This window comes from uncultured Nonlabens sp., assembly GCF_947495285.1.
Taxonomy (GTDB): domain Bacteria; phylum Bacteroidota; class Bacteroidia; order Flavobacteriales; family Flavobacteriaceae; genus Nonlabens.
The window spans coordinates 96,576-122,639 of the sequence record NZ_CANLXZ010000001.1; the positions used below are offsets into that span (position 1 = coordinate 96,576).

The window sequence follows — 26,064 nt, forward strand, 5'->3', positions numbered from 1 at the left end:
ATTAAAAGATAAAACACACCATTACAATGGCGGTAAACACAAAAACCTCTCTTAAGAAAAGAGAAAGTGACTTAGCAAATATTAATAAACAAATGGAAATTCTCAATGGAGAACCATTTGCTAGTGGTGAGTTACCATCGTTTGCAAAAAAGATCAAAGAAATAGGTGAATTACCATTGAGACCTAACACCTTAGAGATTCTGCAGGTAAACGTAGGTTATATGTGTAATCAAGTTTGTGCACACTGTCATGTAGATGCTGGTCCAGATCGTAAGGAGATCATGACGCGTGAGACAATGGGACAAATTCTTGATGTAATAAAAACAACAGGAGCCCACACCTTAGATCTTACTGGTGGAGCGCCAGAGATGAATCCAGATTTCAGATGGTTTGTAGAACAAGCTGCTGAGGCTGGAATAAAAGATTTTATTGTACGTTCTAATTTAACTATTATTAGAGCAAATCCTAAGTACTACAGCCTGCCAGACTTCTTTAAGAAACACAATATTCACGTCGTCTCTTCAATGCCACATTGGACCAAAGGTAAAACAGATAAACAACGTGGCGATGGTGTTTTTGATAAATCGATTAAAGCGTTACAAGAACTCAATGAACGCGGTTATGGTATGCCAGACAGTGACCTTAGACTAGATTTAGTTTATAATCCTAGTGGGGCTTACCTGCCAGGTGATCAAGCAAGTATGGAAAAAGAAATGAAAGCTGCCCTATTAGAAGATTTTGGGATTCACTTTCATAGTTTATTTGCTATTACAAATTTACCTATTGCTCGTTTTCTAGATTACTTAGTAGCTAGTGAGAATTATGAGGACTACATGTATGCCCTTGTAGAAGCCTATAACCCAGCAGCAGTTGAAGGAGTTATGTGTAAGAATACGATTTCTATTTCTTGGGATGGCTGGTTGTATGATTGTGATTTTAACCAGATGTTAGATTTGAAAGTAGATAACAAAATCCAGCATATTAAAGATTATAATGAAGATCTATTAAACGATCGTAATATACAGATTTCACAACATTGTTATGGCTGTACGGCTGGAGCAGGAAGCAGTTGTCAAGGGGTTACCGCATAAAATCAGAATAATTTATTGTAATTAATGATTACGCTAAAGCGAGATTGTAAAAAAAATATATGAGTTACTTAAATGCCACAGAAGAATTATATAGAGATGCCGCATTAGTTCCAGATGTAGGTTTGTGTTGTACCACAAATCCGGTTTGGGAATTACCAGGTCTCAAAATTCCTAAAATCATGCAAGAGATGAATTACGGTTGTGGTTCTACGGTTCATGCTCGTGATTTGGGGAACAGTCCACGCACACTTTATGTAGGAGTAGGTGGCGGCATGGAGTTATTACAATTTGCATATTTCTCTCGACAAAAAGGTGGCGTAGTAGGTGTCGATGTAGTTCCAGAAATGTTAGAAGCTTCCCGTAAAAATTTTAAAATTGCTGAGGACGAGAACGATTGGTTTAAAAGTGAGTTTGTAGAACTCTACAAAGGTGATGCACTTCATTTACCGGTAGAGGATAATTCTATAGATGTAGCAGCTCAAAACTGCCTTTTTAACATTTTTAAAGAAGAAGACTTAAAGAAAGCCATTGAAGAAATGTACCGAGTTTTAAAACCACACGGTCGTCTGGTAATGAGCGATCCTACTTGTGAGCAGGAAATGAATGACACCTTAAGAAATGATGATCGTCTAAGAGCATTGTGTTTAAGCGGTTCGTTACCTATAAATAAATATGTAAAAGCATTAACTGATGTCGGTTTTGGAACTATCGAAATAAGAGCTAGAAAGCCATACCGTATTTTAGATCCTAAACATTATCCTACAGAAGAGTTAATTTATATAGAATCCATTGAAGTTGCTGCAATAAAAGATCCTATGCCAGAAGATGGCCCTTGTATATTTACAGGAAAAGCGGCCATTTATTATGGAGAAGACCGTCAGTTTGATGACGGTAATGGTCATGTGTTAGTACAAAATCAGCCACTAGCCGTTTGTGATAAAACAGCTCAAGCACTCAAAGATTTAGGGCGTGATGATATCTACTTCAGTGAATCTACCTTTCATTACGATGGTGGTGGATGTTGCTAAATTCTCAAAAATAACAAAGTAGCTATCAAAAAACAGTATTCAAATACAGCTATTCTTCTCTTTGCACAAACAGCAAAGCAAGACGCATTGCATAAACCGCTTGCTCACAACAGCGACCTTATGGATGTGCTTAATCAAAATGTGCGTAAAACAGTAGAAGAAACTGGAATAGACTATTATCATTTTACAGAGAACGAACAGCGCGGTTTAGGATTTGGAGAACGCTTTTCAAATTCTGTTCAAGATGTTTTTAATAAAGGGTACACATCTGTTATTTGTCTAGGTAACGACACGCCTTTACTTACCGCTCAACTTATTAATGCTGCTGCAATTGCTTTAAATAAAGGCAAAGCGGTAAAAGGGAAATCCTTTGATGGAGGTCTTTATTTAATAGGTTTACAAAAAGATAACTTTGATGTGGCAGCTTTTAAAGCTTTACCATGGCAGTCTTCTCTTCTTGCGATTGCTTTTCATGATTTCATTGCAGCACAAAACCGTGAATTAAAGGTATTACAGCCACTTGCCGATATTGATACACAAGAAGATCTAGAAAACTTTCTTGCAGGTAAAGATGCTCGCAATAGATTAATTAGATTATTGATTAGTACGCTTTTGCATAAGCTGAATATCTACAAATTATACACACATCAAACTGTTTCTATCTCTTTGAAACAGCATTTAAATAAAGGATCACCAGTAGCTGCCTAAACTTTAAAGTAGCGGCATAAAGCCATTTGATTTCCATATTTTTAAAATTTTCCATGAAAAGAATTACACTATTCATGCTACTCCTATGCAGTTACTTAGGAGCAGCACAAATTACAATTACAGGAACTGTAACTGATAGCGCAGGTGAGCCTATTGCTTTTGCAAATGTATCAGAACGCGGTATACAGAACGGTACCACTACACAAACCGATGGAACTTATTCCATTATAGTAAATGATAATGCGATACTAGTCTTTTCTTATATAGGATATCAGACTTTTACCGCACCAGTAGTTGCGGGAGAGGCATTAAACATAGTCCTAGAAGAAGGAGATGCTCTAGACGCAATAGTAGTAACAGCACTAGGTGTAAAAAGACAAGAACGCGAGTTAGGATATGCAGTACAAACTCTGGATACAGAACAAATTCAAGAAGTAAAGGCAGTCAACTTTGTAGATAATTTACAAGCTAAAGTTGCAGGAATATCCGTAACGCCTGGAGCAACTGGTGTAGGATCTTCTTCTAAAATCACGATACGTGGTGAGGCGAGTTTTTCTAATAACAATCCGCTATTTATTGTAGATGGAACGCCTGTAAATAACAATACGGTTTTTAATTTTACTAATGAGGCTGCAGCTGGTTTTCAAGAAGTAGATTTTGGTAATGGAGCTGGTGAAATAAATCAAGACGACATCGCTAGTGTTTCTGTTCTTAAAGGTCCAGCAGCAGCAGCACTTTATGGAACTCGTGCAGCAAATGGTGCGATTATTATTGAAACAAAATCTGGTAGAAAGCAAAAAGGAATGGGTGTTTCTTATAACACAAGTTTCTTTGTAGATAGCGCATTTAAACTTCCAGAATTTCAAAATGAATTCGGTCAAGGGCAAGGTGGCGTTTTTGAATATGTCGATGGTTTAGGTGGTGGAACCAGTGATTTTATCACCTATTCTTGGGGCCCACGATTAGATCAAGGCATTTTGATACCGCAATTTGATAGTCCTGTGACCTTACCAGATGGAACAGTAGTACGCGGTGGGGACACTTCTTTATACAGTGGATTACCTATTACACCTACAGAGTTTAGAAGTAATCCAGATAATCTTAAGGATTTTTATAATACCGGTTATACATCTATTAATAACATTGCTGTGTCTAACGGTTTTGAAAAAGGTGATTACCGTTTAAGTTTTACAGATTTACGTAGTGAGAGTATAATTCCAGGCGTAGACTTAGATCGTCAGACGGTGGCAGCAAAGCTCAATTTCATGCCTGGCGATAAAACTACCATACGATCCAGTATCAACTATGTGAATAGTGCATCTGGTAACCGTCCATCTAATGGTTATGGAAGTGAAAACGTAAACTACTCGCTTGTCGCATGGGGTCCACGTTCTTTAAATATAGATAGCCTGAGAGATTACTGGCAGCCAGGTCTTGAAGGATCGCAGCAATACTCATTTAACTATTCTTTCTTTGATAATCCGTTTTTTATATTAAATGAAAACACGAACAGTTTTGGTCGTGATCGATTGTTTGGTAATATCTCGCTTTCGCGACAGCTAACACCAGAGCTTACTGCAACTGTGCGCACAGGAATGGATTACAGTAGTGAGAAACGTCGTTTTAAACGTAATTTTTCTACAAACCGTTTTAGAAATGGAGCTTATGCAGAGCATGATGTGTTTTACAGAGAGATCAACACAGACTTCTTACTTAATTATAAAAAGCAATTTGGTGATGTGAAATTTGACGCGAGTGTAGGTGGAAATAGATTGTCACAAAATGCCTCTACTTCTCAGTCACAAACAACAAGTCTTGCGCTGCCGGGAATCTTTTCATTAAATAATGCGGCGAGTCCTATCGAGAGTTTTGGATTTAGAAGTGAGAAAAGGATTAATAGTTTATACGCATTTGCAAAAGCAGGATACAAAAATTTTATATACCTAGACGTAACGGCACGTAACGACTGGTCCAGCGCACTCGCAACACCTTTCACGGCAGATAATACTTCCTTTTTCTATCCTTCAGTTTCTTCAAGTTTTATATTGAGCAATATGGTAGACTTACCTAAAGCAATTGATTTTGCAAAAATCAGAGCCAGTTATGCACAAGTAGGAAATGACACAAACCCATACCAGACGCAAGGAACTTTTATCTCACAGACTAATGTAAACTCACAGCCTACTTTCAGTAATCAAGATTTTATACCTAATCAAAACTTAAGACCAGAAACTACTTCTAGTGTGGAGATAGGTTTTGACGTTCGTTTCTTAAAACAACGTGTGAATTTAGATTTCACTTATTATAATGCTTTAACTAAGGATCAAATACTTTCATTGCCTATAGGTATTGCATCAGGTTTCAGTCAGCAGGTTGTAAATGCAGGAGCTGTTAGAACGCAAGGTGTGGAGATCGTTTTAAACACGATTCCAGTGAGGACTCAGGACTTTGAATGGAGTTCTACCGTAAACTTTGCAAGTAGTAGAGCAATTGTGGAAGAATTACCACAAGATGAAGGAAGATTAACTCTTGCTTACTCCAGAGTTTATGACAGTCAGAATCAAACCGTGTGGCATCAGGTAGAAGAAGGTGGTCGTGTTGGTGACCTTTATGGAACTGGTTATTTGAGAAATGAAAATGGAGATTTTGTTTTAAACGATCAAGGACGTTTTATATCAGATCCTGAGCTTAAGAAATTAGGAAATTATAATGCAGATTTTACAATGGGATTCAATAATTCTTTTACATACAAGAATTGGGATGCTTCATTTTTATTAGACTGGAGACATGGTGGAATCATCGTTTCTAGAACTCTTGCACTTGCTGGTGTAGGTGGACAGTTAGAAGAAACCGCAAACAGATCTCAAAATATCACTATCGATGGCGTAATTAATACTGGTACAGCAGAAAATCCAAATTTTGTTCAAAACACTATCGCACTATCGCCTGAAACCTATTACAGAGATTTCTATAACCGTAATGAAGAAGAGAACAATACGTATGACGCGAGTTATTTAAAATTACGTCAGTTCTCTATAGGTTACAGTTTTAATTTAAACGAAGGCGCTTTGGGACTATTTAATAATGGTGCTGAAATGCGAGTGTCTTTAATAGGAAGAAACCTTTTCGCAATAAGCGAGATTCCACATTTTGATCCAGAGCAGCTTGCCGTTCAAGGTCAAGGTTTTGTAAGTGGTGTAGAAGACATGTCTTACGCCTCAACGAGAAGTTTTGGTATCAAGGCTGGAATTAACTTTTAAAAGATGGATACGTGTTCCGCTTTCGCGAAAGCAGAACAACCATCAAACAACAGAGAATAATAAAATTAATGCCAGTTCGAGCGAGAGTCGAGAACGATTAATGATCGAGAATCTATAAAGAGGTTTCGACTATCGCTCAACCAAGCATTTAAACAATATAAAAATGAAAAACTTAACAAAATACAGTCTATTACTTCTAGCTTTTATAAGCGTAGTGATCATTTCCTGCACCGCTGATTTTGAAGAAATAAATACCAACCCTAATGCGCCAGTAAGCGTGCAACCTAGCTTTTTACTAAGGCAGGTAATTTATAATTATGGAGAAGAAATGTCTTATGAAGGCTTTGTCGCTGGTGGCTTGCTGAGCCAGCACATGACAGCTTTTGATTTTAACCTATTCGGTAGGCATGATTTAAAAAGTCCGCAATTAGGTGGTAATCCATGGCCTATCTTTTACAGAAACTTGAGAGATAATGAATTAATCATCACTCAGTCAAGAGAGACGCCAGCATTTGCTGTTTATGAAGGTCCTGCCTTGATTTACAAAGCATATATGAGTGCAGCGTTGACTGATATTTTTGGGGACGTTCCTTATTCTGAGGCTTTCAGAGGTCTGGACGGTATAGTACAGCCTAAATATGATCTTCAAGAAGATGTGTATTTACAACCTGGAGGGATTTTAGATAATCTTGATCAAGGAATTGCTGCAATAGAAAATTATACTGGTGCGATTGCATTAGAAGGCGATGTTCTTTTTAACGGTGATCTGGATGGTTGGGTACGATTTGCAAACAGTTTGAAGATAAAAGCGTTAATGCGTATATCAGCAAGAGAAAACGTCAATGCACGTTTACAGAACTTGTTTGATGACCAGAATTACATCAGTACAAACTCACAAAATGCAGTGTTTAACTTCTCAGATAATGAGCCAAATAATTTCCGTATGGCGCGATTGAGAGCTGGAGATTTTGGAAACTTTGCTATGAGTGAGACGATGGAAGAAATACTAGAAGGTTTAAACGACGCACGTATCAACGTTCTTTTTAGACCTAGAGTTAATAATGGCAATGGCGAAGATTTTAATGGAATTCTCAATGGTATAGATGCATCATCTAGTACACCAGATTTTGGAGATTTCTCTCAAGCAGGAACTATTTTTAGAGAAAATACAGGTATGCTAGATGCTAATTACATGACCGCGTGGGAAACTAACTTTCTACTTGCTGAGGCAGCCGAAAGAGGTCTTATCTCAGCATCTGCTCAAACGCTATATGAAACAGGAGTGACACAAGCTCACGAATATTGGAATACCACCTTACCAGCAAACTATCTGAATACAGAAGCCGCTTATGGAGCAAATGGTAATGATCCTATAGAACAGATCATTACACAAAAGTGGCTCTCAAGCATGATCAACGGTTATGAAGGATGGATTGAATACCGTCGTACAGGTTTTCCTGTATTAAAAACACTTCAAGCAAGTTTAAATAACAACTTAATCCCAGTAAGAATGCCTTATCCTGCAGAGGAGGCATCTCTTAATACTGATAATTATAATGTTGCTGCTGGAGCAACTAATGTTAATAGTATTAACGCGCCAGTATGGTGGGATGAGTAGGAAAAAATAAAAACAAAACTAAAAATCAATAAGAACTTGAACTCGAATTTAAAAGAGTGAGCATTGAGGCAAGCGAAATGCGGTTTTCAAATTAAAATAAAACACCTATTTGAGCGAGAGTCGAGAAAGTTAAAAGCAAAGAACCAACCTGTGAGGTTTTGACCTTTTTAGAAGTTTGAAATTAAAAAAAGAACCTTTTTAGGCAACCTCACAGGTTTTAAGCATAAAGATTGATTTGAAAAATGATGTCAGTTCGAGCGAGAGTCGAGAACAAATACATGTCGAGATTCAAGATTCAGGACTTGTAATGAATGTTTTTTGATTTTTACTCTTTTAAAAAAGCATCTGGTTACAAATCGATAAAGGTAGAAACCGATTGCGCCCTGCGGCAGAATGACAATTAAATTAGATTCTGTATTAAGTGCCGAAACTCAAAATTAACAAATGAAATTGTGTGATAAACATTGAATAAGTAATTTAAAAAATCATTCTCGACTGCGCTCGAATTGACATTTTCTTAAACTTAAACTTAAACTTAAACTTAAACTTAAAGTGGATTTCCTAACCCAGACATCAACCTTACAATGGTTAATCATAATAGCGAGTAGTGTGATATTTTTCATACTGGCGCCGTATGCAAAAGATGTTGGTACATTCTTTAAGGCACAGCATCGCGGCAAGCAACCTAATATGGTCATGCTTACAGGAAGTTTGATTATCTCTTGGATTTTTGCAAAAAGTATTACTAATGCAGCTAACTTAGGGTTAGAATTTGGTCTAGTCGGTGGCGTCGCTTATGCTGGTTATTATCTCTCCTTTGCAGTAGCAGGAATTATTATATATCAATTAAGAACACAAGGTAACTATACCAGTATCCATCATTTTTTAACCGATAAATATGGTAAACGAGCCGTAGGTTTATTTTCTATTCTTATTAGTTTTAGACTGTTCAATGAAGTCTGGTCTAATACGATGGTTATCGGGACCTACTTTGGAGAAATGGGAACTACAGCTTATTATGCTGCGATAATTGTGTTTACAGTAATGACACTAGCCTATACTTTAAAAGGAGGATTAAGCAGTTCGATTTTTACCGATGTCATTCAGATGGTTTTGTTTTCTATATTATTAATGATCATTCTAGGAGTCATTTTTGCCCAGCCATCTACAGATGTAGGTAGAATGATGACTAGCGGTACTTGGTCCATGGAATTAGGATTGAACCTGTTTTTTGCCGCAATTTTACAAAGTTTTAGTTATCCGTTTCATGATCCAGTATTAACAGATCGCGGTTTTATAACCGATGCTAAAACTATGCGCAAAAGTTATCTTTGGGCAGCAGTTTTAGGCGGTATATGTATTGTTTTATTTAGTCTGGTAGGTGTGTATGCACAACAATCAGGATTACAAGGTCAGGCAGCAGTTGAGGTAGCAAAAAAGTTAGGAGTAGTTTTGTTACTCATTATCAATTTTATTATGATTACCAGCGCAGCAAGTACTTTAGATAGTACTTTTTCTAGCTTTTCAAAAATGCTAACGATCGATTTAAATTTAGGGAAAACAGTTTCATTCGGTAGAATCATGATGATTCTTGTCGCAGTTCTAGGTACTATTCCTGTATTCCTTGATGCAGAAATATTAAGTGCCACTACCATAAGTGGTACTATGGTTATAGGTTTAACACCAGTATTTGTTTTATGGAAAATGAAAGTACCTAGAGTAAGTTATTTTCTATCGGTAACTTGTGGGCTAGTTTTTGGTACTTTACTCGTTCTGGGCTGGTTGCCAGAAAGCTTGATTTTTACCTCAGGAAGATACTCAGTTCTCTTATGGATTAACATTTATGGAATATTAATTAGTTTCCTTTTATTTTTAATACCGGCATGGATAAAAAGATTTTAGATCTAGGAAATAAAAAAGGAAAAATGCTGCTTTTCGGCGGTGTGTATAGCAATTTGCAAGCGTTACAGAGCTTGATGCAAATTGCTCAACAGCATGATATCCCACCAGAAAACTGCATTTGTACTGGCGATATTATCGGTTATTGTGGGCAGCCTAAAGAGACATTAAATTTGTTTAAAACATGGGGCGCACATAGTATTTTAGGTAATGTAGAAATTCAGTTGCGAGATGATCAAGACGACTGTGGTTGTGATTTTACTCAAGGATCTCGTTGTGATGGATTTAGTGAGATATGGTACGCTTTCGCGAAAGCGAATCTATCTAAAAGCTCGTTAGAATTTTTTAATACTATTCCAGACCATATTATATTTAACTATGCAGGAAAGAAAATAGGTGTGGTACATGGCAGTTATGAGAACGTCTCACACTTTGTTTTTAAATCTACTCCATGGATAGAGAAGCATTCTAGCATGATGGCACTAGACGCTAGCGTGATTGTGGCGGGACATTGTGGGTTGCCATTTGTAGATCAAAAGGGAAGTCAAATATGGCTTAATCCTGGAGTTATAGGAATGCCTGCAAATAATGGTAAAATCAAAACCTGGGCGATGGTTATAGATGATTCTAGCGGTTTTGAATTTGAACACATCCAGCTGTCTTATGATTATTTAACAGCGATTCATGAGATGAAAAAAAATGAACTGCCTTATGAATATGCAACTACTCTAGGTACTGGTCTTTGGGATAATATGGAGATCCTGCCCGATAAGGAAAGGTTATCCCAGGGTAAACCAATTAACCTGTTTTCTTAAATAAAGTCTATTAAGAATTATGATGTAATTTATACGAGAACTATGTGAAATGCAGGGTCTATTTGGTTCTATCGTTTTAACTAGATAATTTAAAAATCAGGTATTTAAGTACAAGAAAACCTTCTTTTGTAGATAGTATTCTCATCTTACTTACTTTTTATAATTACATTCTGTTTTTATGGTGTTTTATGTAATTATCTAAGGAATAGGTAAGAATTACAGAGAACACTTGCATTTTTAAAATAGATTGTAGAAATTACACGTTAATCAATTAATGAAAATGATCCCTAACTGGTTTTACAAATTACTTATTGTTATGTGTGTCTTAAGTCTGTGTATCTTAGGTTATAAAATCGCTGACGGTGAACAAAACCGAAGTTTTATCTGGTTCGGCTTTTTATTCTTAATGGCCATATGGTATGCCTTAAGGCAATTAAGGAGCAACAGGTAAACAGGTAAGTTTTTAAACTTTTATAACCAGCGTTCTTTTAAGACAGTCGGCATAAAACGATTAATTTCACAATATGGCAATTTTTAAACGTGATCCTTGGATTCTCGATATTTATCGTACATATAGTGGTGCAAACCATTTATATATACGTGGTCGCGCCCTAGAAGACCAGCCATTAAAACATTATGAGCAACAGACTTTGTACCAGACGCTGCGTAATACCTGGCGTACTTTTGCTACAGACGAGATAAGAAACGCTCAGGTAAAATTAACCTTGCCTAACGGTAAGTTTTTTGAAGTAAAAGCAGATCATGAAGGCTATTTTCTATTTAATATAAAAACGGATATAGACCTTGATGCCTTAACAGATAAAGAAGGGTACTTATCCTTTACGGTTAGTTTTGATGAAGATAATTCCGCTTTCGCGAAAGCGAAACGACAAAAACGACTCAAAATAAATAAATTCTCTGGAGAGTCATTAATACCCCTAGAAACTGCGGCTTATGGTGTTATAAGTGATATAGACGATACTATAATGCATACTGGTGTGACCAGCTTTCTTAAAATGCGTGTGGCTTTTAATACCTTTTTTAAGAATTATGACCGTCGTTTAGCCTTAAAAGGTGCTGCTAGTTTTTATCAATTATTGCATAGAGGCTCGTCAAGTAATGATCAAAATCCTATGTTTTATTTAAGTAATAGTCCATGGAATTTATATAAATACTTAGAGAAATTTCTTGACTTTCATGGATTTCCTAAAGGCCCTATTTTATTGCGAGATTTTCCTACACCATGGGATAGAACGCCCAAATTAAAACGACCTCATAAAGAGCACGAACTCATCAACATATTGAAACACTATCCACATATGAAGTTTATTCTTATAGGTGATAGTGGTGAGCACGATGCAGATTATTACAAAGATGTCGCACAACAATTTCCTGACCGCATTATGGCTATTTATTTAAGGTCTGTAGATCACAAAAAGAAAATGTTGAGAGTAAAATCCATAGCCGACGGTTTTACCATATGTCCTATGTTATTAGTAAAAGAATCTAAAGAAGCCGTTACTCACGCTCGTGAGAATGGATGGATTGTGTAAGAAGCTCAATTCCAAAGAAGATTCAAGAAATGAGATTCAAGAAATGAGATTCAGGAATCGAGATTTATTTATAGCGATTCCGCTCTGTAGCAGAATGACAAATCAAAAATCAGATATCGTTAATCCTCAATATTTTACCCTAAAATCCCATTCTGTTTTTTATAAAAAGCATCGGCTTGTTTTTGCATGAGCTCTCTAGCTATTTTCTTTTTGTAGGTATACAGTTCGTCCTCGTCTGCGATGTCTTTATAGACTCTGTTATTTAATTCTTTATCAGTTTGTGTAAGTATGGTTTGCTGTTGCCTTTGTTGTGTTACCCATGATATAACGAGGTCTTCTCGCTCTGCATATTTGTAATCGTATTCTCCTCTGGCCGATAATAATTTGGCAATAATAGGAGATGTTTCTATCGCTAGAAAAAGTAAGAAGATAAAGAATGAGGTTATAAATGGCAATTTTTTTAAGGCTTCAATACGCGCCATAAGTCCGTCTACGTTTTCTATAATAGGCTGCGATGCGGCCAGCTGTAAAGTTTCTTTAGTTTTTAAGTCGGCTAGTTGTAATTCTATGGCCGCTATTTTATCGGCATTTAAAGCTTTTAGTTCTTTAAGTTCTTCTAGTGCAGCATCATGCTTTTCTCGTTTTTCTTTGTAAACCGGGCCTTTTCCTAGCTTGTTAGTTCCAGATGTTCCTTCGGCTTCTGCGATATACGTGGAGTATAGGGCTTCTACTTGGACTTCTTTTGTGGTAATTTCATATTTTAATTCTTGTATCGCTTTCGCGAAAGCGGACTCCTCAACAGCAAATAAACTAGCAACTTGCTCTTGATTATTTAAGGTCATCGCATTTTTCTCTTCCAGAAGAACCTGATCGATTTCTTTCTCAAAAATCTTTAATTCCAGAGGTTTTGAAATCACAACAGCAATAATAAGTGCCAAAACAATACGCGGTGCCGCCTGCCACAACTCATTGATTTTACGATCACTTTTCTTAAGTGTAGAAACAATATAACGATCGAGATTAAAGATCAATAAACCCCAAACCAAACCAAAAGCACCTGCTATCCAGTAATTATCAAAAACGGTAAATAGCGCATAACTGGCCGCAAAAAATGCCATAAGTGCAGTAAAGAAAACCGTTGCGCCTATACCGGCATACTTATTACGCTCGCCAGCGCTGCACTGGTCCAGTAACTCAGCATCAGCACCACTACAAAAGATAAAAAAAGATTGCATAAAAAAACGTTTATAAAAGGGTTGTCTTTTATAAACGTTTGAAATTGTGTATTGTTACCGTTTAGAAACGAAAACTTTAACTGAAATTAAGTTTATTCGCCAGGTTGAGAAACGATAAACTGCTTAGAATTTTTATCAGGATCAATGGTTTCAAATAATAACGAATACATATTATTCAAAGTCTCTTCTGACATTTCCATATGATTATTAGTTGAATAACTAAATGTATGCTCATTACCGTTTTGGGTAGAGATACTAAAAGGAACGTTGTTATATTTCTTAATTAACGATTCTACTTCTTGAAGATCTGCTTTTTTACCATCTATTTCAAATTTCACAGGCTCTTGTTGACGTGATGCAGACAATAGAAAAGTCTTTCTTGAAGAATAATCTTTTGACAGCTGTGCTGGTTTTTCTGGACTATCTACAATCCCTGCTTTCAAATGCTTCTCTACGTCTTTCCAAGAATTACTCTTTGCACCAACTCTTTGATTCTTAGAAAACATCTTCAAACTGTTCACTCCATTGACTGGCATGATTTGCACGCCGTTGTTTCCGTTTTTTTCTATGAATTCCTTTGCCTTCTCCTTAGTGACTTTTAGGTCATTGATATAGTAATTCATTCTATTTCCTACATTTTCTATGTAGTCCATAGGAGTTCTGGGTGGAGGCGGTGGTGGCATGTTTTTATTATCTAGATATTCAACTGCTTTACCAGTTATGTCCACTTTTAAACCCCAAGTATCATAGAATTCCATGCGTCCATTATCGTTTGCTTTATAATAATGAAGTTTACCATTCACGTTTAAATAGCCCAATTGCTTGTCAGGGTCTGCAGGAGCAGGTGGCGGCGGAGGAGGAATATCACCTGGTGTGATGTCATTATCCCAATATAAATAAGGCCACGGCTCATTTTGAGCACGTTGTTCTTCACTCATAGAATTAAAAATAAGTTGCATGCGTTTTGTGTCTTCTTCAAAAACTACTACGTGACCTTTTTCTTCTATAAATTTTTGATGCTTTTTTGCCTGGAAATTATACTCTTCAATGTCTTTAGAAGTTACATTTTCAAGAATTTCAATGATTTCTATCTCTTCATCTGTCCTTCTTATTTCATAACCTTGACTTTCAAAATCCTGAAGTTCGTCCAGTTTATTATAAATATCGATTTGATCACCATTGATTTTATAGTAATGAGGCTCTCCGTTTATAGTGATTTTTCCTTCAGGATCGTTAGGATCTACTATAATGTACTTTTTGTTTGAATCGTCTTCTACGATAACAATTTCTTCTACTTCTATAAATTCGGTTTCTTCTTTACCACAACTTATAATAAGTAATGCTAGAATAGGTATAAGTGCTAGACCTCTTAAGACTAGACTCGTGTTTGATGTATGTGTTTTCATGATGTTAAATCTTTTTTTGATGATAGGAAATGTAAATGTGTTTGCCATAGCCTGCTGGTAGCTAGTGGTAGCATGCCTTAATAAAACCTCTTGATAGGATACCGTAGATATTCCCTGGTTTAAAACAGCGCTGTCTGCAAGGAATTCATGATTCAGCTTTATGGAATACCTAATGATGTATAACAATGGGTTGAACCATAGGACAATTAAAAGCAACTCAATAAATAGTATGTCTAGTGAGTGCATTTGATCTAAATGTGCTTTTTCATGTTCTAGAATAACCGTGGGTATATTGTTGGACTCGTGGTCTTTCTTTGAAATGAAAATGCGTTTGAGAAAGGAATGCGGTATAGTCAGTTGATTGCGCAAGATAAGTTGATAAGCTTTGTAAGAACTGATCTCATCTTCCTGTTGGATTCTAAAAGAGCTCAAATTCTTGCCAAAACGCCACAGCATAATTGCAACACCTATAATGTAAATACCACTGAATACATAAAACCAATTGATCTCAAAACTAGGCTGATCTACCATAGTTTCTGTTAGTACTAGAGAACTATAATCTACAAATGGAATCTCTTCCATAGGTATAACTACAGTTTTTACAACTATAAAAGGTATGATCAACGATATGATAAGTGCACCTATCAAATAGAACCTTTTAAAATTGTGCCATGACGTGTTCTCCAGCAATAATTTATAAGCTAACCATAATGTAAATAAACAGGCTGCGGAATTAATTAAAAAATGTTCCATAACTATTTGTTATTAATTTGCTTATCTATGATTTCTCTCAATTCTTTCAGTTCTTCTCTGCTTAGATCAGTTTCCTTTGTGAAGAAAGATGCAAACTGTGAAGCACTATCATTAAAGAAGTTCTTAATCAACCCATTTACGTGTTTAGAGAAATAATCACTTTTCTTAACCAGTGGTTTATACTGACGGCTTTTACCAAATAGTTCATAGCCTACAAAACCTTTGTCTGTCATACGTTTTAAAAGAGTGGCAATAGTTGTAGTTGCAGGTTTAGGATCTTCATATTCTTCTAACAGTTCTTTCATAAAAGCTTTTTCTAGCTTCCATAAATGACTCATAAGATCTTCTTCAGTTTTTGATAATTTCATTTCTACTTTTTTTAGAATCTAACTCTACAAATGTAGAACAATATTTTAATTCTACAAGTGTAGAGCATTTTTTTGCGAAAATATATTTGAGTCATGAGTTTGTTCAACTCTATTATTAAATAGTATTTAATCAATTGATTATCAATATTTGTATCCTAATAAGTGATTTTTTTAAACGTTATTATTTCTATGCTAAACCATATCTATGGATTTTAAAAAAGCAGAGGCGCAGATAACGGTATTAATAAGTAATTAGGCATGTATATTATTTTTATAATCGATAAAGTGTATTAAAATGATTATTAAAATCGACAAAATACAGTAAAAAGTAAAATAAATTAACAAAAGATCAATATATTGATGTTCTGTATCATAGAAACGTATATATTTGAATCAAATACATTTATTATGAAAACTATTTTTACTTCATTGATATTTTTATTTTGTGTAGTGTCATTTGCACAGGTAGGAATAAATACTAATTTACCAGATACCAGCGCTGTGTTAGATATTTCTTCAACAGATAAAGGTTTGTTAATGCCGAGAATGTCTACTGCTCAAAAAGAAGCTATAGTTAACCCAGCGACTGGCTTAATTGTTTATGATACAACATTAAATAGTTTTGTTTTTTATAATGGTGTAGCTTGGGTTTCCTTTGGAGTAAGTGGTGCATCTAGTTCTTCTACAGGTTGGGCAGAGTATAAGGATGGTACCTATACTTCGGCTCGCCCATTAACTATAGCGGCTAGAGGAACTGGCGGCCTCTCGCCTAATAAAGTGACCCTGTCTAATGATGCCCGTAGTGTAGTAGACAATCAATTGCCAGCAGATGTTGCAACTTTTTTTAATGCTTCTAATCAAAAAATTATAGGTGAGAATGGTGATGGTATAAATATACTTATTGAATTTAAGTTAAGGCCTAATACGCAATCTGAAGCAAGAGTGACAGTAGCAATAGATGTAGGTGGTGCTGTTGGAGAAATTTATTCCAATGACTTTGTTATGACAAAAGCACGTGGTGTAGAGCATCATTACTTGCATTCCTTTAATGCGTATACTGATGGTGTCTGGGAGGCAAATGGTGGAACGGTTAAAATATCTTCGACCGATTCTATGGATATTTATGATATAAGATTTTTAATAACTAGAACTCATAAGGCATTATAATTAAAGAAAAATGATTGCTAAATCTCGCTTTAGCGAAAGCTTTAAAAAAAAATCCCACTCGATACGAATGGGATTTTTTTAAAAAAGAACAACTCAAATCATTAATAATAAATTAAGAGGTTATCTTTTAAGTGCAGTGAAATGCTTGTAGAAATGAGGTATAGTCTCGATTCCTTTTAAGTAATTCCATATTCCAAAATGCTCGTTAGGAGAGTGAATAGCGTCACTATCCAGGCCGAATCCCATTAAAATGGATTTAGAGTTCAACTCTTTTTCAAATAGGGCTACGATAGGAATGGACCCACCACTGCGTTGTGGAATAGGAGTCTTACCAAAAGTGTCTTTATAAGCGGCGCTAGCTGCGCGATATCCCAAAGAGTCTATAGGAGTTACATAAGCAGTACCGCCATGATGAGGTGTTACTTTTACTTTTATACCTGCTGGAGCGATGCTTTCAAAATGTTTTTTGAAAAGATCTGTAATTTCATGCCAGTCTTGATCTGGTACTAAGCGCATAGAGATTTTTGCATAGGCTTTACTTGCAATTACAGTTTTAGCTCCTTCACCAGTATATCCACCCCAAATACCGTTTACATCTAGTGTAGGTCTTATGCTGTTGCGCTCATTAGTGGTATATCCTTTCTCACCATGTTCTTGTGCGATGTCTAGGGCTTTATTGTAAGCTTCTTGAGAAAATGGAGCTTTGGCCATTTGTGCACGCTCCTCTGCGCTTAGTTCTTTTACTTTGTCATAGAATCCAGGAATGGTGATGCGGTTATCCTCATCTTGTAATTGCGAGATCATGTCACAAAGAATGTTGATAGGGTTTGCTACGGCACCTCCATAAAGTCCAGAGTGTAGGTCGCGATTAGGTCCTGTAACCTCTACTTCTACGTAGCTTAAGCCGCGCAGTCCTGTTGTAATACTAGGTACGTCTTTTGCTATCATGCCAGTGTCTGAAATTAAGATCACATCATTTGCAAGTTTCTCTCTGTTGCGTTCTAAGAACCAGCCTAGGGACTCGCTACCTACTTCTTCTTCACCTTCTATCATAAATTTAACGTTACATGGGAGCTCATTATTTGCTGTCATGTATTCCATAGCCTTGACGTGCATGTACATTTGTCCCTTATCGTCGCAAGCACCGCGGGCAAAAATAGCTCCTTCTGGATGTAGATCTGTTTTTTTAATTACAGGTTCAAATGGTGGGCTATCCCATAGATTGATAGGATCTGGCGGTTGCACGTCGTAATGACCGTAGACTAATACTGTAGGAAGGTTAGGATCTACTATTTTCTCTCCATAAACTATAGGGTAGCCTGGAGTTTCACAAATTTCTACTTTGTCACAACCTGCTTCTAGAAGAGCGTTTTTTATCACCTCGCTAGTTTTTATTACATCATCTTTATATGCAGGGTCTGCACTTATAGATGGGATTTTAAGTAATTCTATAAGCTCATTTATAAAGCGATCTTTATGTTTATCAACGTATGATTTGGTATCCATTTTCTATTGTGTTTGAGGTAAAGATAAGAAAGGTTGAAAATTTTTTCAATAAAGAATTTGTAATTGTTAAAAAGAGTGTATATTTGCCGTCCCAAATAGGGACACCAGTAAGCGGATGTGATGGAACTGGTAGACATGCTAGACTTAGGATCTAGTGCTTCACGGCGTGCAGGTTCGATTCCTGTCATCCGCACAAAAGAAAAGCTCTTCAGTTATGAGGAGCTTTTTTTATTTATAGCTATTTATAAAACATTGAGTTAGTGCCGTTATGTATGGAACTCTAATTATTTATGGCTAGCGTGTGTTTTACTTTTATTTAAAAATAGGGCATAAAAAAACCGCTATAAAGCGGTTTTTAAAATATGAATGACTGGTTTTTAGTTACCGTTCATCTTATCTTTTAAGCTGTTAGTAGCTTTGTCAGTTGCGTCTTTAGCTTTGGCAGCAGCATCATCTACCGCTTTTCCAGCTTTGTCCATACCTTCTTGTGCAGCTCCTTTTACAGTTTCTCCAGCTTCATTAACGCCTTCTTTTACTGCTTCCATACCGTTGTTAGCTCCTTCTTTAACAGCATCGATACCGTCGTTTGCAGCGCCTTTAACAGCCTCTCCAGCCTCGTTTACGCCTTCTTTTACTGAATTCATTCCGTCAGCGGCAGCATCTTTCATATCTCCTGCTGCGTCTTTCATAGAATCGCCTGCCTCTTCCATTCCAGCTTTTGCGTCATCCATTCCTTTTTCTACTTCTCTACAGCTTACTGTTAAGATTAATCCTAAAGCTACTGCTCCTAAAAATACTTTTTTCATGGTTATGTTCTTTATATGTTATACAAATTTACATATTTATGGAGCTTCTTAAATTTTGTTCTTACAATTAGGTAAATAGTCGTTTAAAATCATATTAATCAGCCCAAATACATAAAAACAAGGTATTATTTGTTAGTTAATTGCGTCTTATTACTTTTCTTAATTGTGTATATATAAATTGGTTAGTTTTAATTCTGTATAGGGATAGTGCGCAAACCGTGGTAACAAATATAATTGCACCTACTCCAGCTTGATATGGGTTGAGGTTTTTACCTATAATCTGATGTAGGCCTACGCCCGTTAGGCTTCCGTAAATAATAACGAAATGTATGACGTATATAGAAAGGGTTTTTTGTCCTATTTTGAGTATTAATGACTGTTTGATGTATTGTTCGCAATAATAAAATATTCCTAATAAAATAAGAACGTTACCTAATCTAGTAAATAGATAGTTGTAATAGGCAACTTCCTTAAATAGTAGGATGTTTGATTGTAAATATATCCAATTGAAAAAGTGAGAAGAGTACCATATTAATAGGGCGCCTATTATTAATAAGCTGGTGACTAGTATGGTTTTAAACTTAGCTTTTTCTAAGAATCCGTAAAATAAGGTCGCTATAAAAGCACCATATGCCATGTACCCAAACCAGGGAATTATTGTGAATACCGAGCCATTTGTTTTAGTGAGGTAGTTTGCGATAAATAATGGAAGTTGTGAAACGTCTAATGATCTGTACAATGGCTCGCAGAGAAATATCGTTGTACCTAGGCTGATCATGATTATTGAAAACATGGCAGACTTCTTAAAAGTAGCCATATATATAAGTATGGTAAGTAATATGGATAGTCCTATGCACTGCAGTACGTCTACAATTAAAAAGTAGTCTTTAAAAACACCTTGAGCCCATTCAAAAACTGGAGCTCTTAATGCATACCCTATAGATATGAGCATGACGCCCCTGACAGCTCCTTTCTTAATGCGCGTGTTGCTCGTTGCGTTTTTTTTGGACTTCATTAATAAGTAAGTAAAAATGATTCCAGAAATGGTAAAGAAAGTGGGCGCTGTAATACCTCTGAAGTATTTCCAGATTTGAAAAACTATATGGTCTTCGTCTCTGTATTCTATAGCGAGTAGTGTGTCTATAAAATGACCTTGCAGCATCATTATGATAGCAAATGCTCTAACGGCATCAATGAAAAATAAACGATTAGCTTTCAAGCGGGATTAATTAGTTTAACAAAACTACAGTATTATTCTAATAAGATGAATTTGCGGAAAAATTATAATATTTGAATTATCCACAGCGCGCTGTAAATCTCCAGTTTCTATAAAACAAAAAAGCCTCTCCGTTTGGAAAAGCTTCTCAAAAAGTAATCTGTGATTACCTTCAAAGTCCTCAATTGTATCTGAGGACACACAACTTGAATTGCATACTTAAAAAGTAATGCGGTCTGGACGGGATTCGAACCCGCGACCCCATGCGTGACAGGCATGTATTCTAACCAGCTGAACTACCAGACCGTGTTCTAAAGAACGTTGCTAACTCGTTTACTGCGTTAGCGGTTGCAAATATACGACTGTTTTATTAACTGGCAAGACTTTTTTAAAAATAATTTTAAAAATAATTAAAAAACAGTGCTGGATATATGAAATTGTCTTCCTAATGCTTAGTTAAATCACTTAAAATCAAATAGAAGAAGTTTTTTGTTTAATTTGATTAAAAAGATGAAATTTTTAATCAAATTATGTCTGGTTACATTGATAATAAATAAAGGTGTAAATAATTATCTTTGAATTATGATAAAACTTTTTGCAACAGACATAGATGGTACTTTATTAAATGATAAAAGATACCTGTCAGATAGAACAATTGCTTCTCTTGAGAAATTAGACATGCCCAAAATCCTTATTTCGGCAAGAATGCCACAGGCTATGGTTTATCTTCAAGAGGCTTTGTGTATAGTGAATTCTCCTATGATATGTTATAACGGTGCTCTTGTACTACATGAGGAAGAGGTGTTATATGAATTGAGTATTCCGTTTAATGAAATAAAAGCATTATCTCAAATAGCTCAAGAAAATGGGCTTCATGTTTCTCTTTATAGAAAAGAGGAGTGGTTTGTACCTTCTATGGATAAGTGGTCTGAGAGAGAAATTCATAATACTAGAGTGCAGCCTACGGTGCAGGATGTTTCTGTTACTTTGGAATATTTAGAAAAGACCCAAGATAAAGGTGGTGCGCACAAGATTATGTTTATGGGCGATAGAGATGGTATTGATTCCGCTTTCGCGAAAGCGGAACAGAAAATAGGGCCTAGTGTACGACTTTATAGATCTAAAAGTACTTATATCGAAATCACGCCTAGTGGAACATCTAAAGAAGTAGCCCTAAGAAAGCTGTTGGATTTTAGATTTTCTGATATAGGAATGGAAAATGTTGTCGCTTTTGGTGATAATTACAATGACGAAGATATGCTAGGTGCTGTAGGTTATGGTGTAGCAGTAGAGAATGCAAGAGATGTGGTTAAAAAGGCGGCAAAATATTCTACAGTACATCATGCAGAGGATGGTGTTGCTCTATGGTTAGAACAAAACGCATAAAAAAAAAGGCAGCCCTAATAATTAGGAACTGCCTTCTTCATGAATGATTAGATTATTATTCTATAACCATAATGTCTTGTGTATCTAATCCTACAGCGTTCATAACTGCGTCATAGTTGTTTATATCTAAGTCTGAGCTAAAATCTGCGACAGGAATTCTAACGATTCTAAAGATCTTCCCTAAAAGTTCCTGATTTGGTAAAAAGTCTAAATCACTTAAAACGGGAGAGTCTAAAAGTATCGTGGTGCTCGTTGAGGTAGCTGAATAATTGTATTGATACTCAAAATTAGCAGCATAGAAAACTTGTGGTAATAGTACCCAGGTGTCTGGTTGCTCATTTTGTAATAGATAAACGAGTGTCATATCATTTTCAAACTGGTCAATACTATTAGGCGTTTGGATCACTACTTCATAATTATTAGCAGCAGTAAAGTTAACTGGTCGTGTTTCAAAAGACTGTGCGATAGTATCAGTGTCTGTGTCAATAAAATCGTCGTTACTGTTGCATGAGGTTAATGTAATAGCGAGAGCAAAAAGTAGTGTGATATATTTCATAATAAGTAGTTTAAATTTTAGTGTTCAATAAGTGTGCCTAAATTTAGAACATGAGAAACTATTTACTCGTTATTTAATGATTAATCTGTGTTAAAATGCAGGGGTAACTAACAGTCGCAGATAGTTAACTATCGATAGAAGATAATGCTATCTATATTTATACAACTAGCGATGACGGTTATTTTAAACTTGCTAGAGTCTACAGGCAGTTAGGTTACGTGCATAGCGCGTTATCCAGTTATCAAGAAGGTTTTAAAAAGGATAGTGTGAGTTTGCGACCTCGATTTGAGTATGCTCGTCTTTCTTTGGGAAATAATGATCCTGCTACTGCTTTTGATGTTTTCGATAAATTAATAGTTAAATTTCCTGAGAATGCTACGTACCGTTATTATATGGTACGACTTATAATGATTTGGGCAGGGAGGAGGATGCTGTGTCCTCTTTTGCGTAAGCGGTATTATTACATACTTCTTACAGAGCGGCTAGAATAGAGTTAGTAAAAATTCTTATTAAAAAAAAGGATGTTTAATAATGCTATTCTTAATGCAAAAAAGCGTCATGCTTTATATGAGAACGATTTGAAACTCAATAGCTTTATTGCTCAAGCTTATCTAGGTGTAAGGGATATGTCATGGTGGTTGAGCATTTTGCGTTGCTTTTTTAAATTAGGACATGATACCGATTATAACCGTAAGAATCTTGCCTGGTCTTATCTTAATGACAGTCAGTGGCAGAGAGCTGTGGATAATTATATAATACATAAAGAGATTTATCAAGATGGCAATTCTCTTGTGTACTTTAATATGTCTGGGTCTTATCTTAAATTAGGTAAATGAGACCTAGCGCAGCAATATGTAGAAAGCTCTAATGCTTTTAAAACGGTAGAATTACATCAAGTATTTTGCAACTTGTAACTATTTATGTGAAAAATGGAGATTATAAAAACGCATTTTATGCTACTAAAACAGCTAAGAAAGAGAAGTTTTAAAACGATTTTATAGGTTATCAATATGTTCTAGCTGCTTATCAATTCTATGCAGATAAATCATAGAAGTTAGAGTTTTACGAGGAGTCTGTATCCTAATATTTTTTTGTGGAATCTTGAGAAGTGCGTAGGAAGGATTTGCGTAAAGAGGTCTTTCTAGTTGCTAAAAAATAGAAAGGTTGTAAATTAGCTCTATGAATAAAGCGTGTTTTCTATCAATAGTACTTTTTTTGAGTATTTGTGTTTCTTGTTTATCTGAGGATTATAAGGAGGAGCGAGCGCATGATATGGCTAGAATAGAAATGCAAAGTATCGATATGGATTCTGTAGATCGTTACCCTGTGTTTGATAATTGTGACGAGATGCTCACCACGTCAGATTGTTTTTATAAGACTTTATTCAATGTTATAGATCAAAAATTGAGAAAAGACTATATAGCTATACAACTAGAGCAAAAGGATAGCGTATATGCCTCTATAAGCGTTGATAACAAGGGTGTGATAGAGTATGATGGTATTTTTAAATGTGCTCGTTCTATAGATAAGGATCGACTCGATTCTATACTAAAAGATCGATTAGCAGATTTTCCAGTTATAAAGAGTGCCGTAAAACGATCGATACCAGTATCTACGACTTATAGATTACCTATTGTTTTTATTCCTGTAGACTCTCTAGAGAATTAATTTTTCTACCTTGCCACTGTGGTTTTGATAGACTTTTAAGTGCAATTAAAATTACTATAAATGGGTATGTGATAAAGTTAACTATGACAAATTTCCATTTTACATTTTTAAATATTTGATCTCCTATTGATAGTACAGTGAAGTCTGTAAATACTTTTACAAGAACCAGACTTAGAAACATCTTATCTGTGATTAATGAAAAATGCCATAATATAGGGCTAGAAATAAATAATAAGCTCATGGTTAAAACCTGAAAACTTACTAGTTTGTTAAGTCTACTATTAGTCTCGCTACCTTTTTGAGCCCAGCGTGCGCGTTGCGCTATTATGTCTATTAAATTGTTTTTAGGTTGTGTGATTACAGTAGCATTTTGAGATTTTAGATAATGACATTTTGTGACATCTTTACTGGCTAGTTTTTCTAATAAAAAAATATCGTCACCACTAGATATGTGATCATTGCCATGATATCCATTTACCTCATTAAAAGCATTTTTAGTAAAACTCATATTTGCACCGTTGCACATAAAAGGTTTATGGTAAGCAAAACCACCTATGGTAATTAATTGCAAGGCCATCATTTCTTGTCGTTGTAGGCTAGTTAATAAGTTGTTTTCTTGTTGCATTTGAACTGGCGCTGCGATAAAATGAGCGTTTTTATGCTGTTTATACTTTGTGTTATAGCTAGAAATCCATCTAGATGGTAAAATACAATCTGTGTCAGTTGTTATAATCAATTCGTTTGTGATATGATTTACTGCCTGAGTAATTCCATCTTTTTTTGCGCTGGCAGATTTTGGTTCTCTATCTAGTAATATAACAGTTAGTTTAGGATGGTCGTTTTTAAAAGAGTTTAAAATATGAGTGCTTTGATCTGTAGAACTGTCGTTGATAAAAATCCACTGTAATAGACTGTAGTCATATTCTTGATTCACTATAGATTCAAGTAATCTAGGCAGGTTGTTTTCTTCATTGCGGTAATTAATGATAATGGAGAACGGTAATGGATCGCAGTCGGTAACCGATTTGGTTTCTGGATAGGTTAGTGCTTCTTTAGAAAGTAGTATAATCACCAGTGCATAGCCTATCATTATTATGGAGAACAGCCAGGTCATTCTATAGCGGTTTTTAGTTTGTGAAAAGGTAATAATAAACAGCCTAGAACAGTAGGTACGATGGTATTAGTAAACCAGATAAGAGTGGTAATTATAATTATGGTTTCTGAATCATGGAAAAATTCGTTAAAAACGTATGTGGCAACCGTCCATTTTACAGCTATATCAAACAATTGAAATACGGGAATGATAGAAACAACGAGATAAAAGATGGTGATGTTTCTAGTCATGATTAAAAGGGAAGAGTCGTTATCTAGAAGCGCTAGTATAATTAACCAATTGCTTGAAAAAATAAGATATCTTAATAAAGAATAAGATAATATAGACCACCACTTTGTGCTATCCATAGATCCTGAATCCCATTTCTTAAGTATCCATATAGTTAGTATTACACCAAGTAGGCAAAGTACTGTAACTGTAAATAAAAGTAAGAATGCCGACTCTATGATGAGGTTTTTTTGTAAATAGAATAGCGTCCCTGTAATCCCTAAAATAGTAGTGATTATCATTTGCGACGTGTTACCAGCTAGTATTCTTGATAATATGCTTTTGCGTAGAGACTTTTTGAAATATAGAGACTTGATCGCAAATTCTCCTGTTCTAAAAGGAGTTATAAAACTAGCTGCTTGTGCGGTGAGGTTTTGAGTCACGCTGTCGCGCAAGCGTAACAAATAAAGGTCATTTATTAAGTATTGCCATTTTTTACTTTCTACCATCCAGCTAAGCATGCTTACTGCGATCATTAATGGTAATGTGTAAAATGGTAAAGTTTTAATGGTAGACCAAATAATGTCTGTGTTTATGGAGCGATCTTGCCATTGTGAATAAAGTGCATATGCGCAAATTACAACAATGATGAATTTGATCAATGGAGCGAGGAATTGCTTAGATTTGTGATGTGCGATAAACAT

22 protein-coding genes and 2 tRNA genes are annotated in these 26,064 nt (G+C 35.6%); 14 read left to right on the forward strand and 10 right to left on the reverse strand.

What is annotated here, in order from left to right; translation table 11 throughout:
* Positions 1-26: 26 nt before the first annotated feature.
* The 8 genes from arsS (at position 27) to Q0838_RS00460 (ending at position 11,972) form a co-directional block, all read left to right on the forward strand.
* On the forward strand, positions 27-1,091 hold the full coding sequence (gene arsS, locus Q0838_RS00425) for an arsenosugar biosynthesis radical SAM (seleno)protein ArsS (protein ID WP_298950077.1): 1,065 nt from the start codon (positions 27-29) through the stop codon (positions 1,089-1,091).
* A 59-nt stretch (positions 1,092-1,150) separates the two neighbouring features.
* The gene (arsM, locus tag Q0838_RS00430) at positions 1,151-2,119 is read left to right on the forward strand and encodes an arsenosugar biosynthesis arsenite methyltransferase ArsM (RefSeq protein WP_298950079.1); all 969 of its coding nucleotides are present in this window, start codon (positions 1,151-1,153) and stop codon (positions 2,117-2,119) included.
* A gap of 87 nt (positions 2,120-2,206) precedes the next feature.
* A complete protein-coding gene (locus Q0838_RS00435) occupies positions 2,207-2,827 on the forward strand; it encodes a DUF2064 domain-containing protein (protein ID WP_298950081.1) in 621 nt (206 codons plus the stop codon).
* A gap of 53 nt (positions 2,828-2,880) precedes the next feature.
* A complete protein-coding gene (locus Q0838_RS00440; RefSeq protein WP_298950083.1) occupies positions 2,881-6,087 on the forward strand; it encodes a SusC/RagA family TonB-linked outer membrane protein in 3,207 nt (1,068 codons plus the stop codon).
* A 163-nt stretch (positions 6,088-6,250) separates the two neighbouring features.
* Complete coding sequence (locus Q0838_RS00445; RefSeq protein ID WP_298950085.1) at positions 6,251-7,705, forward strand: SusD/RagB family nutrient-binding outer membrane lipoprotein; 1,455 nt, start codon at positions 6,251-6,253, stop codon at positions 7,703-7,705.
* Positions 7,706-8,257: 552 nt separating this feature from the next.
* A complete protein-coding gene (locus Q0838_RS00450) occupies positions 8,258-9,607 on the forward strand; it encodes a sodium:solute symporter (RefSeq protein ID WP_298950087.1) in 1,350 nt (449 codons plus the stop codon).
* Entirely contained in the window at positions 9,589-10,419 is an 831-nt protein-coding gene (locus tag Q0838_RS00455; RefSeq protein WP_298950089.1) for a metallophosphoesterase family protein, read from the forward strand. The genes Q0838_RS00450 and Q0838_RS00455 overlap by 19 nt, the downstream gene beginning before the upstream one ends.
* Before the next feature lie 524 nt (positions 10,420-10,943).
* A complete protein-coding gene (locus Q0838_RS00460) occupies positions 10,944-11,972 on the forward strand; it encodes an App1 family protein (protein WP_298950091.1) in 1,029 nt (342 codons plus the stop codon).
* Positions 11,973-12,106: 134 nt separating this feature from the next.
* Here Q0838_RS00460 and Q0838_RS00465 read toward each other — a convergent pair whose 3' ends face one another.
* From Q0838_RS00465 to Q0838_RS00475, 3 genes are all read right to left on the reverse strand, one after another.
* Positions 12,107-13,207, reverse strand: a complete 1,101-nt coding sequence (locus Q0838_RS00465; RefSeq protein ID WP_298950092.1) for a DUF4407 domain-containing protein — start codon at positions 13,205-13,207, stop codon at positions 12,107-12,109.
* 92 nt (positions 13,208-13,299) lie between these two features.
* The gene (locus Q0838_RS00470) at positions 13,300-15,366 is read right to left on the reverse strand and encodes a M56 family metallopeptidase (RefSeq protein WP_298950093.1); all 2,067 of its coding nucleotides are present in this window, start codon (positions 15,364-15,366) and stop codon (positions 13,300-13,302) included.
* A gap of 2 nt (positions 15,367-15,368) precedes the next feature.
* Complete coding sequence (locus Q0838_RS00475) at positions 15,369-15,734, reverse strand: BlaI/MecI/CopY family transcriptional regulator (protein WP_298950094.1); 366 nt, start codon at positions 15,732-15,734, stop codon at positions 15,369-15,371.
* Positions 15,735-16,142: 408 nt separating this feature from the next.
* Between Q0838_RS00475 and Q0838_RS00480 the strand changes: the two genes are divergently transcribed.
* Complete coding sequence (locus Q0838_RS00480) at positions 16,143-16,901, forward strand: hypothetical protein (protein ID WP_298950095.1); 759 nt, start codon at positions 16,143-16,145, stop codon at positions 16,899-16,901.
* A gap of 120 nt (positions 16,902-17,021) precedes the next feature.
* Here Q0838_RS00480 and Q0838_RS00485 read toward each other — a convergent pair whose 3' ends face one another.
* Positions 17,022-18,407 carry a dipeptidase gene (locus Q0838_RS00485; RefSeq protein WP_298950096.1) on the reverse strand — a complete coding sequence of 462 codons (1,386 nt, stop codon included), beginning with the start codon at positions 18,405-18,407 and terminating at the stop codon, positions 17,022-17,024.
* Positions 18,408-18,518: 111 nt separating this feature from the next.
* On the opposite strand from Q0838_RS00485, the gene Q0838_RS00490 reads away from it, so the two are divergent.
* Positions 18,519-18,600: transfer RNA gene (locus tag Q0838_RS00490), tRNA-Leu, on the forward strand.
* Between the two features lie 184 nt (positions 18,601-18,784).
* Here the strand turns inward: Q0838_RS00490 and Q0838_RS00495 are convergent.
* From Q0838_RS00495 to Q0838_RS00505, 3 genes are all read right to left on the reverse strand, one after another.
* The gene (locus tag Q0838_RS00495) at positions 18,785-19,213 is read right to left on the reverse strand and encodes a hypothetical protein (RefSeq protein WP_298950097.1); all 429 of its coding nucleotides are present in this window, start codon (positions 19,211-19,213) and stop codon (positions 18,785-18,787) included.
* A 136-nt stretch (positions 19,214-19,349) separates the two neighbouring features.
* Positions 19,350-20,432, reverse strand: coding sequence for a heparan-alpha-glucosaminide N-acetyltransferase domain-containing protein (locus Q0838_RS00500; protein WP_298950099.1), 1,083 nt, complete (start codon positions 20,430-20,432; stop codon positions 19,350-19,352).
* Between the two features lie 229 nt (positions 20,433-20,661).
* Positions 20,662-20,735, reverse strand: a tRNA-Asp gene (locus Q0838_RS00505).
* A gap of 276 nt (positions 20,736-21,011) precedes the next feature.
* Between Q0838_RS00505 and Q0838_RS00510 the strand changes: the two genes are divergently transcribed.
* Positions 21,012-21,815, forward strand: coding sequence for a Cof-type HAD-IIB family hydrolase (locus Q0838_RS00510; RefSeq protein ID WP_298950100.1), 804 nt, complete (start codon positions 21,012-21,014; stop codon positions 21,813-21,815).
* Between the two features lie 55 nt (positions 21,816-21,870).
* Here the strand turns inward: Q0838_RS00510 and Q0838_RS00515 are convergent, their stop codons facing one another.
* Entirely contained in the window at positions 21,871-22,371 is a 501-nt protein-coding gene (locus Q0838_RS00515) for a dihydrolipoamide dehydrogenase (RefSeq protein WP_298950102.1), read from the reverse strand.
* Between the two features lie 218 nt (positions 22,372-22,589).
* Here Q0838_RS00515 and Q0838_RS00520 point away from each other — a divergent pair, with 218 nt between their 5' ends.
* The 3 genes from Q0838_RS00520 (at position 22,590) to Q0838_RS00530 (ending at position 24,039) form a co-directional block, all read left to right on the forward strand.
* A complete protein-coding gene (locus Q0838_RS00520) occupies positions 22,590-22,862 on the forward strand; it encodes a hypothetical protein (protein WP_298950104.1) in 273 nt (90 codons plus the stop codon).
* Between the two features lie 30 nt (positions 22,863-22,892).
* Positions 22,893-23,207: a hypothetical protein gene (locus Q0838_RS00525; protein ID WP_298950106.1), complete on the forward strand. Its 315-nt coding sequence runs from the start codon at positions 22,893-22,895 to the stop codon at positions 23,205-23,207.
* A gap of 343 nt (positions 23,208-23,550) precedes the next feature.
* A complete protein-coding gene (locus Q0838_RS00530; RefSeq protein ID WP_298950108.1) occupies positions 23,551-24,039 on the forward strand; it encodes a hypothetical protein in 489 nt (162 codons plus the stop codon).
* On the opposite strand, the gene Q0838_RS00535 is transcribed toward Q0838_RS00530, so the two are convergent.
* Entirely contained in the window at positions 24,011-25,153 is a 1,143-nt protein-coding gene (locus Q0838_RS00535; protein ID WP_298950110.1) for a glycosyltransferase, read from the reverse strand. The two genes, Q0838_RS00530 and Q0838_RS00535, sit on opposite strands and share 29 nt — an antisense overlap.
* Positions 25,150-26,064: a lysylphosphatidylglycerol synthase domain-containing protein gene (locus Q0838_RS00540; protein WP_298950112.1), complete on the reverse strand. Its 915-nt coding sequence runs from the start codon at positions 26,062-26,064 to the stop codon at positions 25,150-25,152. The genes Q0838_RS00535 and Q0838_RS00540 overlap by 4 nt, the downstream gene beginning before the upstream one ends.

Bases quoted from the DNA above. Each gene is read 5' to 3' on its own strand.
- arsS (WP_298950077.1), top strand. From the start codon at position 27: ATGGCGGTAAACACAAAAACCTCTCTTAAGAAAAGAGAAAGTGACTTA.
- arsM (WP_298950079.1), top strand. From the start codon at position 1,151: ATGAGTTACTTAAATGCCACAGAAGAATTATATAGAGATGCCGCATTA.
- Q0838_RS00440 (WP_298950083.1), top strand. From the start codon at position 2,881: ATGAAAAGAATTACACTATTCATGCTACTCCTATGCAGTTACTTAGGA.
- Q0838_RS00445 (WP_298950085.1), top strand. From the start codon at position 6,251: ATGAAAAACTTAACAAAATACAGTCTATTACTTCTAGCTTTTATAAGC.
- Q0838_RS00455 (WP_298950089.1), top strand. From the start codon at position 9,589: ATGGATAAAAAGATTTTAGATCTAGGAAATAAAAAAGGAAAAATGCTG.
- Q0838_RS00460 (WP_298950091.1), top strand. From the start codon at position 10,944: ATGGCAATTTTTAAACGTGATCCTTGGATTCTCGATATTTATCGTACA.
- Q0838_RS00465 (WP_298950092.1), bottom strand. From the start codon at position 13,207: ATGCAATCTTTTTTTATCTTTTGTAGTGGTGCTGATGCTGAGTTACTG.
- Q0838_RS00470 (WP_298950093.1), bottom strand. From the start codon at position 15,366: ATGGAACATTTTTTAATTAATTCCGCAGCCTGTTTATTTACATTATGG.
- Q0838_RS00475 (WP_298950094.1), bottom strand. From the start codon at position 15,734: ATGAAATTATCAAAAACTGAAGAAGATCTTATGAGTCATTTATGGAAG.
- Q0838_RS00480 (WP_298950095.1), top strand. From the start codon at position 16,143: ATGAAAACTATTTTTACTTCATTGATATTTTTATTTTGTGTAGTGTCA.
- Q0838_RS00485 (WP_298950096.1), bottom strand. From the start codon at position 18,407: ATGGATACCAAATCATACGTTGATAAACATAAAGATCGCTTTATAAAT.
- Q0838_RS00495 (WP_298950097.1), bottom strand. From the start codon at position 19,213: ATGAAAAAAGTATTTTTAGGAGCAGTAGCTTTAGGATTAATCTTAACA.
- Q0838_RS00510 (WP_298950100.1), top strand. From the start codon at position 21,012: ATGATAAAACTTTTTGCAACAGACATAGATGGTACTTTATTAAATGAT.
- Q0838_RS00515 (WP_298950102.1), bottom strand. From the start codon at position 22,371: ATGAAATATATCACACTACTTTTTGCTCTCGCTATTACATTAACCTCA.
- Q0838_RS00525 (WP_298950106.1), top strand. From the start codon at position 22,893: ATGTTTAATAATGCTATTCTTAATGCAAAAAAGCGTCATGCTTTATAT.
- Q0838_RS00530 (WP_298950108.1), top strand. From the start codon at position 23,551: ATGAATAAAGCGTGTTTTCTATCAATAGTACTTTTTTTGAGTATTTGT.
- Q0838_RS00535 (WP_298950110.1), bottom strand. From the start codon at position 25,153: ATGACCTGGCTGTTCTCCATAATAATGATAGGCTATGCACTGGTGATT.
- Q0838_RS00540 (WP_298950112.1), bottom strand. From the start codon at position 26,064: ATGTTTATCGCACATCACAAATCTAAGCAATTCCTCGCTCCATTGATC.